Consider the following 15,056-nt stretch of genomic DNA (forward strand, 5'->3'; position numbering starts at 1 on the left):
GGCGGTTATATCAGGCTGAAATTCTGCATCTTTATTGGCCAGTCGACGAATTTCACCACGGGGGCGTTCGCAACTGCGTGGGTGTGGTCACGATCGGGGACAATCCGTCGCACATCCTGAGATTATTCACCGCACCTCAGCGGCGCATATTTTTTTTCGCAATCAAACTTGCAACCCAACGGCGTCATTTGATACTAAATACATTGAATTCTGGGCCTTTGGTGACAGATTCCTGCATCTAGAGAGCATTTTGCGAGGTTTTCCGCCGTGGCCTATCGTGAGCCTGTCAAACAGTATGACCGAATCGATGCGCGTATTTTGGCGCTTGTGCAGAAGAACAACCGCCTTACTTCCGATGCGATCGGCGAACATGTCGGGCTGTCGGCAACCGCCTGCCAGCGTCGGCTGAAGCGCTTGCGTGCCGAAGGCATTATTGAAGCCGACGTCTCAATCGTATCCGCAAAGGCAATTGGTAGACCGATCCAGATGTTGGTTCTGGTCACTCTGGAGCGGGAGCGTGCCGACATCATCGACAAGTTCAAGCGAGACATCAAGTCTTCTTCCGAGATTGCCACCGGCTTCTACATCACCGGCGAAGCGGATTTCCTCCTCTACATCACTGCTCGGAGCATGGAAGATTATGAGCAATATACGCGCCGCTTCTTCTACGAGAATCCGCACATTAAGAGCGTCAAAACGATGGTCGTGGTAGACCGGGTCAAGGCCGGATTTGCCGTGCCGATCGATCACCCGGAGGAGGACTGAGGGCGGCGATGCCCCGACGTCACTAAAGCGTGTCGCGTTTAATTTGGGATCTGCGGCGATAGTGTGCAGCGTCTCAGCGGCCGCCTTGAACAGGATCGTGTACATACCGCTTTGTTTTGGAAGGCGATTGCGGCGATCTCGGTCGGCAGCGTGAACACCACCTGGAAGTAGGGAACTGGCAGAAGCTCGTCCTGCCGCGCTGCGAACCATTCCCGGCGGGCCTTTCCTTGGCACTTGGGGCAATGCCGGTTGCGACAGGAATTGTAGGCCACGCGGATCGCCCCGCAGGACCGGCAGCCCTCGACATGGCCGCCCAGTTCGGCGGTCCGGCACAGTTCGATGGGCTCATCGTGCGGCGCTCGAGGCTTCCGAGATGACCGTAATGAGCCCGCCGATAGCCTCGCCATGGCGGCGGAAGATATCCGCCACCTCCAGTCTCGCCGTCAGCCCGACGGCACGACTTCGATGTTCAACCGGTCGAGCGGGCTTGTCGTGCGCCGGATGAGGCCGTTCGAGACCTTGGTGTAGAGCGCCGTCGAAGACAGATTATTGTGGCCAAGCAGCACCTGGATGATGCGAATGTCGGTGCCGTTCTCCAGCAATGCGTGGCGAAGCTGTGCCTGAAGCGTGTGGACCGTCGCGCGCTTGTCGATGGCGGCGGCCGAGTAAGATACCTGAACGTCGATGGGTCGATTTGCCTCCCGGCCCGGAAACAGCCAGCCCTGCGGCTTAGCCAGCCGCCAGAAGCGGCGCCAACAGCATCACGGTGCGGTCCTTGCCGCCTTTGCCGTGCTCGACCCGGATGACGCCGAGTTCGCTATCGATGTCCCCGACCTTCAGCCCGACGGTCTCCGAAGCGCGAAGGCCCGCGGCATTGGCCGTCGTCAAGGCGGTGCGCGTCTTCAGGCTCGGGGCCGCCTCAAGAAAGCGGACATCCTCGTCGGTGCCGAGACCACCGGCATCATGCGCGGCGCGCGGGCGAAGACGATCCGTTCCGGAATTTCGGCATGGCCAGCGTCACGCCACCGCGTGTACACAGGATCATTGCGTGGCCGGCGACAGATTGCGGATCGTCATGTCCTCGATCTTGCGCCGGCGAAGCGGGCTCAACTCGGTCGTCTCATACTCCTGTTCACAAGATTGCGCTTCAACAGCCGCAATCCTTCAAAACAGAAGCCTCATCTGCAAACCGACCCACCATCTGCCGCGTTAGCGGCTTCGTTGTGTGCCCAGCATGTTCAACCGCTTGGGGGTGAAAGTCCCTTAACCAACCTGATGGAGGTGAAGGCTTAGCGAAGCGCAAGGACATTATCGCGAGGTGGTGTCTGAAGGAAGCGTGGAGCAAAACCGCGACCTGACGAACAGAAACCGGATGTGAGGCATCCCTGGCCGGACGAGCGGGCAACGTGTCGCGAAGTCCATATCCATCAAGGGCAGGGCTGTAGATCCGGCAGGTGCGCGGGGAAGGCGATTGAATTTACCTGGGGAGGCCTGCGTCATGTTCCGACTTCGGAACTGAGGGAACCGCAAGGTGACCTGACCGTGATGCAGGAGTCAGCAGAGGGCGTAGTAGGTGATGCTGTCGGCAAGGCTAGTGAGGCACTCCAAGGCCGAAAGGCGGAGCAAACGGATAGGCCGAGCCGGAAACGATGACCGAAGGCCCGAACGATTGGAAGTGGCAAGTAGGACTGGCAACTCATGAGTGGAAAGCGGCAGAAGACCCAGTCCTGGAACGAGGGACCGGGGTGAAGCCCCTGTCAGCGGTCACCAAGGGGCCGAACCACTCGTGGCGAAGTCGGCACCCGAAAGCCCGGCTTGGACAGAACAGCTAATGCAGACGGTATGTAGCCGAGAGAATCTGGAAACAGCGTGGAAACGCGTTCGAAGCAACAAGGGCGGTCCAGGCGTGGATGGGATGACCATCGACGACGCCAAGGGCTACCTGCGTGAGCACTGGCCAAGCATTCGGTCTCGATTGATCGAGGAAACCTATCAGCCGCAGTCGGTCAAAATCCCCAAGCCGGACGGCGGGGTCAGAAAACTCGGCGTACCTTGCGTCGTCGACAGACTGATCCAGCAAGCCCTGCGGCAGGTCCTCCAAGAGCAGTGGGACCCGACGTTCTCGGAGCACAGCTACGGCTTCCGCCCGGGACGCTCTGCCCATCAGGCAGTAGCCCAAGCGCAATGCTACATTGCCGAGGGTTTCAGCTGCGTGGTTGACCTGGACCTCGAAAGATTTTTCGACCGGGTTAATCATGATAGCCTGATGGCGCGCGTTGCCGCGAGGGTGTCCGACAAGCGTGTGCTCAAACTCATCCGAGCATTCCTCAATGCGGGGTGATGGAGGATGGCTTGGTCCGTCCGGTGGACGAAGGGACCCCCGCAAGGCGGTCCGCTCTCGCCCATCCTAAGCAACCTCCTGCTCGACGACCTCGACAGGGAAACTGGCCCGACGTGGTCTCCGCTTCTGCCGTTACGCGGACGACTGCAACATCTATGTTCGCAGCCGCCGCGCCGGCGAACGGGTCGTGGCTTCCATAGGCCGGTTCCTGACCAAGAAGCTGCGGCTGAAGGTCAACGAGGCGAAGAGCGCGGTGGCGCGACCGGAGGAGCGGAAGTTCCTCGGGTTCAGCATCTCGAATGACGGGAGCGAGCGGCGCATCGCGCCGAAGGCCCTCGACAAATTCAAGACGCTGATCCGGGACATGACACGCCGGACCGGGGATCAGTCTGCCGCAGTTGATCAAGGAGCTGAAGCCATACCTCATCGAATGGCGCGGTTACTTCGCTTCTGCCAGACCCCACGGGTGCTTACGAACTTGGAAGCGTGGATCCGCCGAAGACTACGCATGTATCTCTGGCGGCAATGCGGGAACGGGCACAACCGCTTCAAGGAACTGCGCCATCGTGGCGTCCCAAAGTTCAGTGCTGCGGCTGCAGCCGGTTCGCCGACGGGATTCTGGCGCATGTCAGGACACCGGCGGTCCAACAGGCCCTGCGCAACCATTACTTCGAGTCTCTCGGCCTCCCTCGGCTCCATGTCTCTGCCCAAGCTTAATCCGATCGAACCGCCGTGGTACGGACCCGTATGCCCGGTGGTGTGGGAGGGGGGCGTCGCGAGGCGTCCCCCTATCCCGAATCTGCAATCCCTTAAATGGCGACACGCTTTAAATCAGTGAACGTTTGTGACGACGACGACACGACACGGATTTCGTCCGTGTTAAGCGTGATGTTCAGGGGCTCGCCTGGCTTGGGATGACGACCGAACGGGAACCGCTCGTGCATCATAAGCTGTTCGCCGCCAACGTCGAGAACGACCCGCGTGGCTCCGCCGTAGTAATGGGACTCGAGGACCCTGGCTTCCCTGACCAGCCCTTGAGGCCCGTCAGCAGCAAGATGCACGTGCTCGGGCCGCACGATGGCGTTTGCGGGACCCGGTTGCCAGTTTCCCGGAACTTTCAACGCCGATTTTGAAACGAAGGTTCCCGTTGCGTCGACGGCGCCCTCAACGACCGAACACCAGCCGATAAACTTCGCAACAAAGGTACTTTCGGGACTCTCGTAGATGTCCCCCGGCGTCCCTATCTGTTCAATCCTTCCAGTATTCATCACAACGATACGGTCGGACATCGTCAGTGCCTCCTCCTGGTCGTGGGTCACGAAGAGGGTGGTAACGTCGACACCTCGGATGACTTCCCGCAGCTCTTCTCGCATTCGCACTCTCAGCTGGGCATCCAGATTAGAAAACGGTTCGTCGAGCAGAAGGACTGCGGGCCGCATGGCGAGCGCACGGGCAAGCGCAATGCGTTGCTGTTGTCCACCGGACAGCTGCGTCGGGAGGCGCTCCGCAAGGTGAGGAAGCTCGACCAGTCGAAGCATCTCTCTTACCCGTTTCTCCCGGTCAACCCGGTTCCACTTAAGATTTTCAAGGCCGAAGGCAATGTTTTCGGCCACGGTCATGTGCGGAAACAGCGCATAACTTTGGAAAACCATGCCGGTGTCGCGCCGGTAGGGCGGCTGGTGCGTCATGTCTTGGTTGTTGATGCGAACAGTTCCCGAAGTGGGTTTCACAAAGCCGGCCACCATGCGGAGGGTCGTCGTTTTGCCGCAGCCGGACGGCCCCAGCAGGCAGACCAGTTCTCCCCGCGCCATCCCAAGCGAGACATCGGCAACGGCGATTGACTCACCATAATGCCGCGACACGGATTGCAGTTCTACGACGTAGTCGCGCTCGCCGTGTAGGCCGTTTCCATGATTGCTCGACACAGATTTTACCTCTTGTTCTTGTTAGGCGAGCCGTTCGGCGCCGATCAAATGCTCGATTGTTAGAATGACCGCCAAGGTGACAAAAATCATGATGCTCGACACGGCTGCGACGAGCGGGTCATAGCTCGCGTCCACGTAGGTGAAGAGCTGGACCGGCAATGTGACGTTGCCCCCATAAGTGAGGAAGACCGAAACCGTGACGTTTCCGAACGACGTCACAAAGGCAAAGATCGCGGCCGACAACAAACCCGGCAGAATGAGAGGCAGCGTAATCCGCCTGATCACCTGGAACGGTGTCGCGCGCAGGTTCATCGCGGCTTCCTCAAGCACGCGGTTATGCAGAGAAAGACTGGCGAGCACGGTCCTGACGACATAAGGGATCGCGAGGACAAGGTGGCCGACGAGCAGCGGCAGCATCGTCTGCGTGAGGTGCATCCAGGCAAACAAATACAAGAGTCCAATACCAAGAACCACGGCGGGGACGACAAGCGGCGAGAATGCAAGTCCTTGAAGCAGCCCTTTGCCGGGGAAGGAAAACCGGTTGATCGCAAACGCGGCAGCGAATCCGATTATCAGCGCCAGAAAGGATACAATCACCGCAACGTAGGTGCTGGTCCAAAGAGCCTTCATGAATGGTTCGCTCTCGAAGGCGCGCTGGTACCATTGGAGAGAGAATCCCGGCGGAGGAAAATTCATCGATGTCCCGCTGGTGAAGGACGAGATAATGACCAATACAGCAGGCAACGCGAGCATGGTGTAGACCACTGCACGTACAACCGCGCCGGCCATCTTCATGACGTTGTCGCTGAAATCATCTCGCATGGAGACGCCCTCCCATGACGAGGCGCGATGCGGCCAGTGCGTTGAACGCCGCGGTAAAGCCGAGACCGGCTACGAAAAGAATAAAGGCCATGGCTGCACCGGACGGCCAGTTGAATTCCGACATGATGCGTTCGTAGATCAGACTCCCCAGCATGGGTACACGATTGCCGCCGATGAGTCGCGGGGTGATGAACGCTGAAATGGAAAGCACAAACACAAGATTGCATCCGACCAGAATGCCCGGGGTTGCGAGCGGGATGATGACCCGGCGGAATGTCACCAGCCTGTTTGCCCTCAGGTTGGATGCCGCTTGTTCAAGGACAGGATCAATCTGGGTCACCACACTCAGGACCGACAGGATCATGAAGGGCAGGAACTGCTGGACCAAAACAAGAATAACGGCAGGTCGCGTAAACAGGAGAGTCTTCGGGGAAGAGATGATCCCGAGATTGAAAAGGACCGAGTTCAGAAGCCCATTTCGGCCCAGGATGATCAGCCACCCGAATACAATGACGACTAGGCTCAGCGTCAAAGGTAAAATGACGATGATGGTACGCCAACGACGTGCGAGAGGTGGCAAGCGCGCAAGAGAATAGCCGGTGGGGAAGCCGACCACCAAGCAAATAAGGCTGACGATGACCCCGTCGACGAAAGTCTCCCAGAGGATCGATGAATAGTATGAGTCCGAGAAGAAGCGCAGGTAGTGCCCAACGGTAAATCCTGTGCCTTCAAGAAGATAGTCTCCGTCCAAGAAGCTGGACCGCAGTACGCCCGCCACTGGCACCACCAGGAATCCCAGAAGAAGCAGGACCATAGGCGCCAATAAAAGTGCTGCTGTAAATTTGCGGTTTCGCTCGAGTGGTGGGTTCATGACGTTTCCCTGAAGGAATCAATCGAGGTGCCCCTTTGGACCGCGCGTCGCGGATGCGCGCTGCCCCGCACCTAATGGCAACGGCTTCAGCCACGGAGGATTTTATTGATGCGCTCGATCCGCGAGCTGCGGTCAGCCATCCACTTCTCCCAATCGACGTTCTTCTTCAGGGCAAGCCGTTCGAGCGAATTGAATGTCATATCCTTGGCGATATCCTCCGGCAGCTTGACGTCCGTGGTCACGCCAAGCCGCATTGAGCGCGGGAGACCCAGCATGCCTTCGTCAGACAGCATTTGCTCGAGAAACGCGAGAGCTGCCTCAGGGTTCTTCGCGTTCTTGGGGATGTTCATGTAGGACGTGGCGCCGTAGATACCCTGTGGTGGCATGACGCTCACGATCGGCAGCCCCTTTGCCCGCATTTCATATCCCCGCGCATCCGACATAACACCGGCGGCAACTTCTCCATTTTCGAACATCTGAATCATCGCAACGGTGCTCTGCCCAAGCGCAACGATGTTGTCCTTCGCCTTCTCGAGCAGCTTGAACGCTGGCTCCATGTTAGAAATCGAACCGCCGTTCTCTTCAGCCATTCCCAAGAGATATAGGCAGTTCGTATCAAACGTGGCGGCAGGAAGGGTTATCTTACCTTCAAGATCAGGGCGGGCGAGATCGGTATACGTTGTGATCGGCTTCTCTAGCTGTTCCGAGTTGAAGACAGGGATGTAAGTGAACACGCTGTAAGGGACACCATATTCGTCGTACTCGCGGAACCCAGGGAGGATCCGCTTGATGTTTGGAACGTCGGACTCCTTGATCTCCCGAATGAAGTCGGCCTTCAGCGCCTCCACCATGTACGCACTGTCGGCTTGGTAAATATCATACGGAGGGTTTTCCCTGTTCGCCACCATCTTGACGAGGTCTGCAGATTGAGTTCCTGCAGTCATTTCGACCTTCAGTCCGGTCCGTTCCTCGAGGGGTGCTGCGACGTATTTCTTGATAGTTTCATCGTACAAACCACCCCATCCGCCCACGCGAAGGGTAACGCCCGCGAACTTCTTGTCCTGGGCATGGACGTAAGGCGCAGCCAGCGCGCTCATCGCAGTCGCGGTGGCGAGTTTCAGGAATGTGCGTCTTATCATTTCCCATTCTCCTTATGGTTAATTGTTCCCCCACACGTTGACCCGCGTCAAGGCAATTGACGTGCCCATCGCGTACCGAGCAGACAGCGGGGCGAAGCAAGTGGAACTCGAATTGCTGCTCTGGTATAGTTCCCAATTATCGACCAGCGCTCGCGTATGCTTAAACCTAGTAGCCCTCTTCCAGATTTACCCCAAGTGTCAGCTGCTGCCCTGCTGCGAATTCGACAAGGTTCTGGATGCCCCATTCGATAGACCGCTCCAGCACATCATCCGCGTTATGGGCTGCGCGAGCCGAGCAAATAACGTTCGGTAGCCTCTGAATATCGAGCCGAGAGCCCCATCCGATCGGAAACGTTCTGCCGAACTCATACCGCCACCAAACATCCGTGCCGAAACCGCGCAAGCGCCCTGAGGTAAGCGCTTCATAAAGCGGCTTTTCTTGAATCGTAGCCGCCCGACCAACGTTGACCAAGAACGCATTCGGCTTCATGGCTGCCAGTTCGGCTTTACCGAAGAGGCCAGTTGTTTCTCTGGTATTTGGGGCGGCAAGGACCACATAATCGCATTGTGCCAAAACGGCCTGCAGCTCCTCCGGTCCGTACATAGTATCAACGTTTTCCGCTTTCTGCTCCTTGTTTCGACGTACCCCCAGGACGTTCATGTCGAACGCGTTGGCGTGCTTTGCGACACGGCCGCCGATGCGGCCGACGCCAATCACCGCTACCGTGCGTTCGTGCAACATCGCCGACCGGCTTTCATCCCCCCAAACGGGAAACGAAGAACGACCGTCGACTGCCATCTGATGTTTGATGATGGCATTCTTCGCGAGAGCGAGCATCAGCATAATGCCCTGCTCTGCAATAGCGATAGCATTCGCCCCAGCGATATTGGCAAGCTTCGCCTTGCGTTTCGCGATCAGCGAAAAGGCACCCATCTGCCTTAGGTCATCAACGCCCACATGCAGCCATGACAGGATCTTCAGCTTCTCAGCGATTTCGAGGATGCCGGTGGGCACCGTCCATCCGATGAAGGCGTCTGCGTCGCTGGCGTGGCGCTCGAGATCGGCGTAAGTGGTCTCATAGCGGGACAGGTAGTCCGCGGGCTCTGGCGCGGCCACTTCGGTTCCCGCCGGCATCGCCGTCTTGATATTCTCGATTTCCTGCTGTGTGGCATGCCACAAACATAAAACCTTCATTTCACCCGTGTTCATGATAGTTGACCGCCTTTGGGCGGTGCCCAGCTCTCGACTTGCGTCCAGCCGCACCCCACCTCCTCGAATAGTATTCAATACGGGGGTGCGGTTTCGACTGAAAGACGGCCTGCCGCAGCAGAAAGACTGCGTTGCCAGCATGGTTGTTGAAGGATTCCGTTGGGAAACGCGGCACGCGGTTCCCGCCTCGCGGGGCCCGAAGGGATCCCGGCAACTAGTAAAAAATTTCGCATCCTATCGAGATTTTGGCGCAGGATTTCGAATCCCGCGTTTCAAGTGCCACGCCTTTCCAGCAAGGGACTTTGCTACAATCGGAGGCGTGATTAAACCCGCCACAGATGAGTCAGCTGCTCCGGCTTGCCAGTAGCCGGTCCCAGGGACATCGTGGGGCCTAAAGCAATGAAGCGTCTGACTGAAACCATTCTCTACACTCACGAAAGCGGACGAAGCCGCTTTCGTGAAGAAAGCTTGAACCTTTCCGAGGGAACTCCGCAGATGAAAAAGACGCGCCTTGCTCCGTGCAAGGCTTCCGTTCCGCTACAGGCCGTTCGGCTTCACCTTCGATTTGCACAATTCGGATCGCCCCCTTTGGGGGTGGTCCTCCAAGACCAGATGGAGATCGCGCTTCAAGATGGGAGTTCGCGAATCTTCAAACCTGAAGACTGCTTCTTCGCCGAGAATCTGCTCCCGGAGGGAGCGAGATTTGACCGCGCGATCCGCGGTCACAGGTCGGGTCAGGTGGACCAGACACCCTCGTGACATTCTTTCTCGACGTTTCAAGAAAATCGCCTCGATCCTGGCGTTCGCACATTTGCTGCACGCCATCTGCCCAACTCGAGAACCGCGGCTCTATGGGCGCCTTATACGCAGTTTTTATGCGGGCCGGCAGCTCTATGCTCGGCTCGAGCAAGCCGCGTCGCGAGGGCCAAGCCTGCAGAGACTGCCGCATGGTGCAGCCAAGCGCTCAACATAATCGCAACACCGCCGCCACCAGGCAGGCGGGAAACCTTGGCTAGAATAGGGGAACCGAAATATGGAAAGAATTCTTCACTTCGAACGGGCGGAATACGCCACCCGACTCGCCGCGGTTAAGGCCGAGATGTCAAAGCGGGGGCTAGATATTCTTCTCATTTCGGAGCCGCCAAATCAAAACTATCTCACCGGATACGACGCCTACTCATTCTATACGCCGCAGATGGCAATTGTGGCTCTGGACCGCGATGAGCCGATCATGATCACTCGCGGTATGGACGCAGCCTCTTCGAGGATCACGACCTACCTTTCTGACGACAGCATTCGGGGCTTTCCTGATAGCTACGTGAACTCCACCGAGCGGTCTGCGTACGAGTTTATTGCAAAAATCGTCCAGGAACTCGGCAGTGAGAAGGCTGTCATCGGCGTCGAGATGGGCGGCTACTATTATTCCGCACGTGCCCACGCGGATCTGGTCAAGGCGCTCCCGCAGGCCCGGTTCGAAGACGCCGACCTCCTGGTCAACTGGATTCGCCTGGTGAAGAGTCCTGCCGAACTTGTATTCATGCGCCAGGCTGGCCTCATCGGTGATGCCGTCATCAAGCGCGTCATCGAGACGGCTGAGCCGGGCGTGCGGGAGTGCGATCTGGCGGCAGCCGCGTATCATCAAGAGATTTCCGGCACCCCTGAGTTCGGGGGAACCTATAACTCTTCTGTCGTGCATCTTTGCATAGGCGAGCGGGCCCTTGCGCCCCACTCAACCTGGACGGACAAGCCGCTGTCCAACAACACGGTCATCAACTTTGAGATCCATGGTACACGCCGACGCTATCAGATCAACGTGAGCCGTACGCTATACCTTGGGAAGCCGTCTATAGACTATGTGAAGCTCGCGGACATCGCCATCGAGGCGTTGAACGCCGGACTTGATAGCGTGCGCCCCGGCCAAGCTTGTTCCGAAGTTTTTGCCGCTTTTCACAAGGTGCTAGCGCGGAACGGGATCGAGAAAGATCAGCGGATCGGCTACCCGCTCGGTATCGGATATCCGCCGACAGTCGCCGAACGCACCGCAAGCATACGCAGGGAAGAGAAGACGGTTCTCCAGCCGGGAATGTGCTTTCACATGATGACGGGCCTCTGGCTCGGTGATCAGTCCGTCACCATCACGCAGCCCTTTGCCATCACGGAGAAGGGGTGCGAGCCATTGACCCACACCCCACGGACGCTCATCGTCAAATAGCCTCAGCCGACACGATCCACGATGAGTTGCGAAGTGAACAGGGCAGCCGGATAGGTGTCGCTCCTTCGGGCGGCGAGGTGCCCGGCACTTCGGCACCTCAACCCCGTATGGTGATGGAAGGAAAAGGGCAAGGTTCTATGACAGACAAGGTTCTGGGTATTCTTGAATTGGAGACAAAACCCGTCGAGCATGCGGGCTTCATGGCCGGACCGGGTACGTTTCCGTTTCCGGTTAAACGCAGGCAGGTTCCGGGGGCATTCACCCGCAACGTCATCGACGGGGACACGTCCGTAGAAGCCGGTTATGTAGCTGCCGCGCGGGAGTTGGAGCGCCAGGGGGTGTCCGCCATTGTCTCGAACTGCGGCTTTACAGGCCTCTACCAGGCGGCAGTGGCCCAAGCGGTCTCGATTCCGGTCGCGATGTCGAGCCTGCTGCTGGTGCCGTTCGTCGCGAGGACGTTGAGGCCGGGTTCGAAAATAGGCCTTCTCACTTACGACGCGCCCAAGCTGACGGAGAACCACTATGCCTGCGCAGGCTGGTCTTCAAAAGATATCAGCGTGGCAGTAGGCGGAATCGAGGGAAGCGAACTGTGGTACGAATTTGCTAAGCCTGCGCCGAACATCGACGTGGCGGTTCTCATCAGAGATGTCAGGGCGGCAGCCAGAAAGCTTTTCGACGTCAACCCCGACATCGGGGCATTCGTCTTCGAATGCACAGCCTTCCCGCTGGCGGCCGATGGCGTACGCAAGGATACCGGACTTCATGTCGCTGATGTCACCACGCTCGCCACCATGCTTTACAGCATGAGCGCGGACCGTGGTCACGACCCGAGGGATGGTGTGAGAGCGCCGACCCTGGGAGAGGTTTGAGGCTGATCAGGCGGACGCGACGGGCAGCCTGGTGGTGGGATTGTCGGTGATGCGGGCGAGCGTTTCACGGCTCACGTGGCGCCATGCCACAACCCATCTGTCGTAGGTCTCCAAACATCAGCGCCCCATGAGGTGGACGATGGTGTCATCATTGGGAAAGATGCCATTGGCTCGGCTCGTCGAGTGAACTCACGGTTAACCCGTTCGAGCGGCTTCGTGGATGCGATCTGCTCCCAGTGCTCGCGCAGAAAGGTCATGGCCAGCACGTCATCGCGGGAGGCGCCCATGAGGGTGCCGAGATTAGGTTGCTTCCCGAGCAGCGCATCGGCCACAGCTTTCCCATTGCGTTTCGGCACCGGCCTTCGTTTCCTGTGCGAAGATCGTTTTCAGCATCGCGGCAACTGCCATGCGCTGCTTAGTTTTGGCGCATGGGCGGACGCGTTGCGCATCCGGTGAATGCCGCACGTCTGGTTGAAGACCCGTTGGACGCCGGCGCGCAGCCTTGTCGTCGTCGGCTATGACATGTGACGCCACGCGGGATGCGGTGGGTGAGAGACCGCAGGAAGTCGGTCCAGAACATCTCGGGTTGGCCGGCGACGACTCCCAGCACCTCGGGCCTGCCGTCGTAAGTCATCGCCACGGCGATTATCACGGCATGGCTGACGATCCTCCCGCCCGGACCTTCACGTAGGTGGCGTCGAGACGGCGAGTTCGCCATTCACGTCTCCATAGCCAGGCAGCTTCGGTGTCAGCCGTCTAAATCAAGCAGGTCGTTGAGCAACAAAGCTATGTCCTCGGTAGGGCGTTCGTGAGATCCCATCGACTTGGATTCTTCGCTTGCTTTCGCGACCACGGCGCCGCGCTCGACCGGTCGAGTGTAGCGCGGGCTATAAACGCGGGGCTCCCCAGGTGCGCTGGCGGCCGGCGTGCCAGCTTGCATTCCATCTCGTTGCTAGATCGCAAGGATAGTAAAACTGTATTTGACCCATAGCAGCACAGGAGTTCAGTGTCGTCGACGCGGACAGGCAAGGCCCTGACGGTATTGGCTATTCGGTGGACCTGGTTGTGGTGGCGCTGGCTGTACGAAGCCAAGACCATGATGAAAGTTCTCGCCGGTAACCCTGGGTGTCGCTCCATCTGAATCGGAATGCAGGTGAGCGTTCAGTATTGAGAACAAGGGGACTGGCATGACACGAAACGCTAACTTGCTCGACGATCTTCGCTTCAGTCTCACTCCTGTCGAAAACCATCTGATCGACGGCTACGCCGATGGCCGCGTGAACCGGCGCGATTTTTTGCGGCACGGCAGTTTGCTTGGCCTATCACTCCCGTTTCTTGGGCAGGTTGCATTGGCTGCTGGCTTCGGCGCAGCACCTTCTGTAGCGCAGGCCAACGTTCAGCCAGGTGCCACCATTCGGGTTGCAGGCCCTGCGCCTGAAGGTGCGATTGACCCCGTCCTGTCAGGCAACTACGGCGCAATATTGATGTTCCAGCAGGTTGGCGAGTTCCTTTGCGTAGACGGGCCGGATCTTCTACTAAAGCCGAGCCTAGCAACGAGCTGGAAGCCCAATCAAGACGGCACTGTCTGGACCTTCACGTTGCGCAAAGGCGTAAAGTTCCATTCGGGCGGCGAGATGAAGGCCGATGACGTCGTTGCCACCATGGATCGGCTGGCCGACCCGAAGAATTCCTCAAACGCGCTCTCGGTTTTCAAGGGGATTCTGCAGAAAGGCGGCATCAGGAAGGTGGACGACTACACTGTCGAGTTCCATCTTGATGGTCCGAACGGCAATTTTCCCTATTTGGTGTCGTCCGACAATTACAATACCATCATCCTGCCGGCGAGCTATTCTGGGGACTTCGAGACAACTTGGGACGGCACCGGTTCTTTCAGGATAGAGAAGTTCGCTCGGAACGTTGGCGCAAGTTTCGTGCGTAATGATGATTACTGGGGACCTAAGGCGCTGCCGGCGAAGACAGAGTTCACATTCTTTCAGGACATCCAGCCGCAAATCCTCGCGCTTCAGGCCGGGCAGGTTGATATCATCAACACGCTGCCTGCACTTGCTGGCGTGGCGTTGCTAAGCGACCCTAGTTTCGACATCATCAGTATTAAGTCGACTGCGAATCAGGCCGTCCACATGCACTGTCAAACGGGCCCGTTCCAAGATGCGCGTGTCCGCCAAGCAGTAGCGCTTAGCCTCGATCGCGAGAAACTGGTGAAGGGTTTGATGAAGGGCCGAGCGGTGGCCGGCAATGACAGCCCCTTCGCGTCGATCTATCCCTCGACCGATCCATCGGTGCCGCAGCGCAAACAGGACATCCAAAAGGCAAAAGAGCTGCTGAAGGCGGCCGGTTTTGAGAAGGGACTTCAGGCGACGCTTACTGCCCCGCAGGCTTTAGAAATTCCGGCCTTCGCGCAGCTCATCCAGAGCTGGGTGAAAGAAATTGGGCTCGACCTTAAGCTCAACATCATGGACCGAGGAGCCTTTTTCGGCGATGCGGTCCCCGGAAAGTCTCCTTGGCTCGATGCGGAAATGGGGATCGCCGATTGGGGTCACCGTGGCGTGCCGAACGTCTTTCTCACAGCCCTCCTGACGAGCACCGGCCCCTGGAATGCGGCCAAGTTCCAAAACAAGGAATATGACACGCTTGCTAAGAGTTACATAGCATCATTCGACCTAGATACGCAGCGCGAGAATGCAGGTAAGATTCAACGGCTACTGCTTCAAGAAACCCCCATGCTCTTCAGTTACTTTTTCGACCACCTCACCGCAGTCAAAAAGGGCGTCGTCGGCGTCCAACCAACGGCTATGGGGCAACTATTCCTCCATGGTGCGGGAATCTCATGAGGCCAGTTCGATGGACGAGCCGGTCCATGCCGGACCACACTTCCGCGAGT

11 protein-coding genes and 3 pseudogenes are annotated in these 15,056 nt (G+C 58.2%); 6 read left to right on the forward strand and 8 right to left on the reverse strand.

Going from position 1 to position 15,056, the window contains the following annotated elements; all coding sequences use genetic code 11:
* Nucleotides 1–267 precede the first annotated feature (267 nt).
* The gene (locus tag NMG70_RS01030; RefSeq protein ID WP_254022800.1) at nt 268–765 is read left to right on the forward strand and encodes an Lrp/AsnC family transcriptional regulator; all 498 of its coding nucleotides are present in this window, start codon (nt 268–270) and stop codon (nt 763–765) included.
* 42 nt (nt 766–807) lie between these two features.
* Here the strand turns inward: NMG70_RS01030 and NMG70_RS01035 are convergent.
* A pseudogene (locus NMG70_RS01035) lies at nt 808–1,212 on the reverse strand (IS91 family transposase); the annotation flags it as partial.
* Nucleotides 1,209–1,842: pseudogene (locus tag NMG70_RS01040) on the reverse strand (tyrosine-type recombinase/integrase). The pseudogenes NMG70_RS01035 and NMG70_RS01040, both read right to left, overlap by 4 nt.
* 838 nt (nt 1,843–2,680) lie before the next feature.
* Between NMG70_RS01040 and NMG70_RS01045 the strand changes: the two are divergent.
* Together NMG70_RS01045 and NMG70_RS32790 are read left to right on the forward strand one after the other, a co-directional pair.
* Nucleotides 2,681–3,106 carry a reverse transcriptase domain-containing protein gene (locus NMG70_RS01045; protein ID WP_254022801.1) on the forward strand — a complete coding sequence of 142 codons (426 nt, stop codon included), beginning with the start codon at nt 2,681–2,683 and terminating at the stop codon, nt 3,104–3,106.
* Between the two features lie 151 nt (nt 3,107–3,257).
* Nucleotides 3,258–3,944 carry an RNA-dependent RNA polymerase family protein gene (locus NMG70_RS32790; protein ID WP_367185475.1) on the forward strand — a complete coding sequence of 229 codons (687 nt, stop codon included), beginning with the start codon at nt 3,258–3,260 and terminating at the stop codon, nt 3,942–3,944.
* On the opposite strand, the gene NMG70_RS01050 is transcribed toward NMG70_RS32790, so the two are convergent.
* From NMG70_RS01050 to NMG70_RS01070, 5 genes are all read right to left on the reverse strand, one after another.
* A complete protein-coding gene (locus tag NMG70_RS01050) occupies nt 3,916–5,031 on the reverse strand; it encodes an ABC transporter ATP-binding protein (RefSeq protein ID WP_254022802.1) in 1,116 nt (371 codons plus the stop codon). The two genes, NMG70_RS32790 and NMG70_RS01050, sit on opposite strands and share 29 nt — an antisense overlap.
* Nucleotides 5,032–5,052: 21 nt before the next feature.
* Nucleotides 5,053–5,853 (reverse strand): ABC transporter permease, encoded by an 801-nt coding sequence (locus NMG70_RS01055; protein ID WP_254022803.1) that lies wholly within the window; start codon nt 5,851–5,853, stop codon nt 5,053–5,055.
* Nucleotides 5,843–6,724, reverse strand: coding sequence for an ABC transporter permease (locus tag NMG70_RS01060; protein WP_254022804.1), 882 nt, complete (start codon nt 6,722–6,724; stop codon nt 5,843–5,845). Before NMG70_RS01060 ends, NMG70_RS01055 begins: the two co-directional genes overlap by 11 nt.
* A gap of 86 nt (nt 6,725–6,810) precedes the next feature.
* Nucleotides 6,811–7,863, reverse strand: coding sequence for an ABC transporter substrate-binding protein (locus NMG70_RS01065; protein ID WP_254022805.1), 1,053 nt, complete (start codon nt 7,861–7,863; stop codon nt 6,811–6,813).
* Between the two features lie 166 nt (nt 7,864–8,029).
* On the reverse strand, nt 8,030–9,073 hold the full coding sequence (locus tag NMG70_RS01070; RefSeq protein ID WP_254022806.1) for an NAD(P)-dependent oxidoreductase: 1,044 nt from the start codon (nt 9,071–9,073) through the stop codon (nt 8,030–8,032).
* A gap of 1,033 nt (nt 9,074–10,106) precedes the next feature.
* Between NMG70_RS01070 and NMG70_RS01075 the strand changes: the two genes are divergently transcribed.
* Entirely contained in the window at nt 10,107–11,285 is a 1,179-nt protein-coding gene (locus tag NMG70_RS01075; RefSeq protein ID WP_254022807.1) for a M24 family metallopeptidase, read from the forward strand.
* Between the two features lie 137 nt (nt 11,286–11,422).
* Nucleotides 11,423–12,154, forward strand: coding sequence for an aspartate/glutamate racemase family protein (locus tag NMG70_RS01080; RefSeq protein WP_254022808.1), 732 nt, complete (start codon nt 11,423–11,425; stop codon nt 12,152–12,154).
* A gap of 6 nt (nt 12,155–12,160) precedes the next feature.
* On the opposite strand, the pseudogene NMG70_RS01085 reads toward NMG70_RS01080, so the two are convergent.
* Nucleotides 12,161–12,898, reverse strand: a pseudogene (locus NMG70_RS01085) (transposase); the annotation flags it as partial.
* Nucleotides 12,899–13,341: 443 nt separating this feature from the next.
* Here NMG70_RS01085 and NMG70_RS01090 point away from each other — a divergent pair.
* The gene (locus tag NMG70_RS01090; protein ID WP_254022809.1) at nt 13,342–15,006 is read left to right on the forward strand and encodes an ABC transporter substrate-binding protein; all 1,665 of its coding nucleotides are present in this window, start codon (nt 13,342–13,344) and stop codon (nt 15,004–15,006) included.
* Nucleotides 15,007–15,056 lie beyond the last annotated feature (50 nt).

The organism is Mesorhizobium ventifaucium (assembly GCF_935822925.1).
Classification (GTDB): domain Bacteria; phylum Pseudomonadota; class Alphaproteobacteria; order Rhizobiales; family Rhizobiaceae; genus Mesorhizobium; species Mesorhizobium ventifaucium.

Excerpts from the sequence above, each read along its gene's own strand:
- NMG70_RS01045 (WP_254022801.1), top strand. The coding sequence starts at position 2,681 with ATGACCATCGACGACGCCAAGGGCTACCTGCGTGAGCACTGGCCAAGC.
- NMG70_RS01055 (WP_254022803.1), bottom strand. The coding sequence starts at position 5,853 with ATGCGAGATGATTTCAGCGACAACGTCATGAAGATGGCCGGCGCGGTT.
- NMG70_RS01060 (WP_254022804.1), bottom strand. The coding sequence starts at position 6,724 with ATGAACCCACCACTCGAGCGAAACCGCAAATTTACAGCAGCACTTTTA.
- NMG70_RS01065 (WP_254022805.1), bottom strand. The coding sequence starts at position 7,863 with ATGATAAGACGCACATTCCTGAAACTCGCCACCGCGACTGCGATGAGC.
- NMG70_RS01070 (WP_254022806.1), bottom strand. The coding sequence starts at position 9,073 with ATGAACACGGGTGAAATGAAGGTTTTATGTTTGTGGCATGCCACACAG.
- NMG70_RS01075 (WP_254022807.1), top strand. The coding sequence starts at position 10,107 with ATGGAAAGAATTCTTCACTTCGAACGGGCGGAATACGCCACCCGACTC.
- NMG70_RS01080 (WP_254022808.1), top strand. The coding sequence starts at position 11,423 with ATGACAGACAAGGTTCTGGGTATTCTTGAATTGGAGACAAAACCCGTC.
- NMG70_RS01090 (WP_254022809.1), top strand. The coding sequence starts at position 13,342 with ATGACACGAAACGCTAACTTGCTCGACGATCTTCGCTTCAGTCTCACT.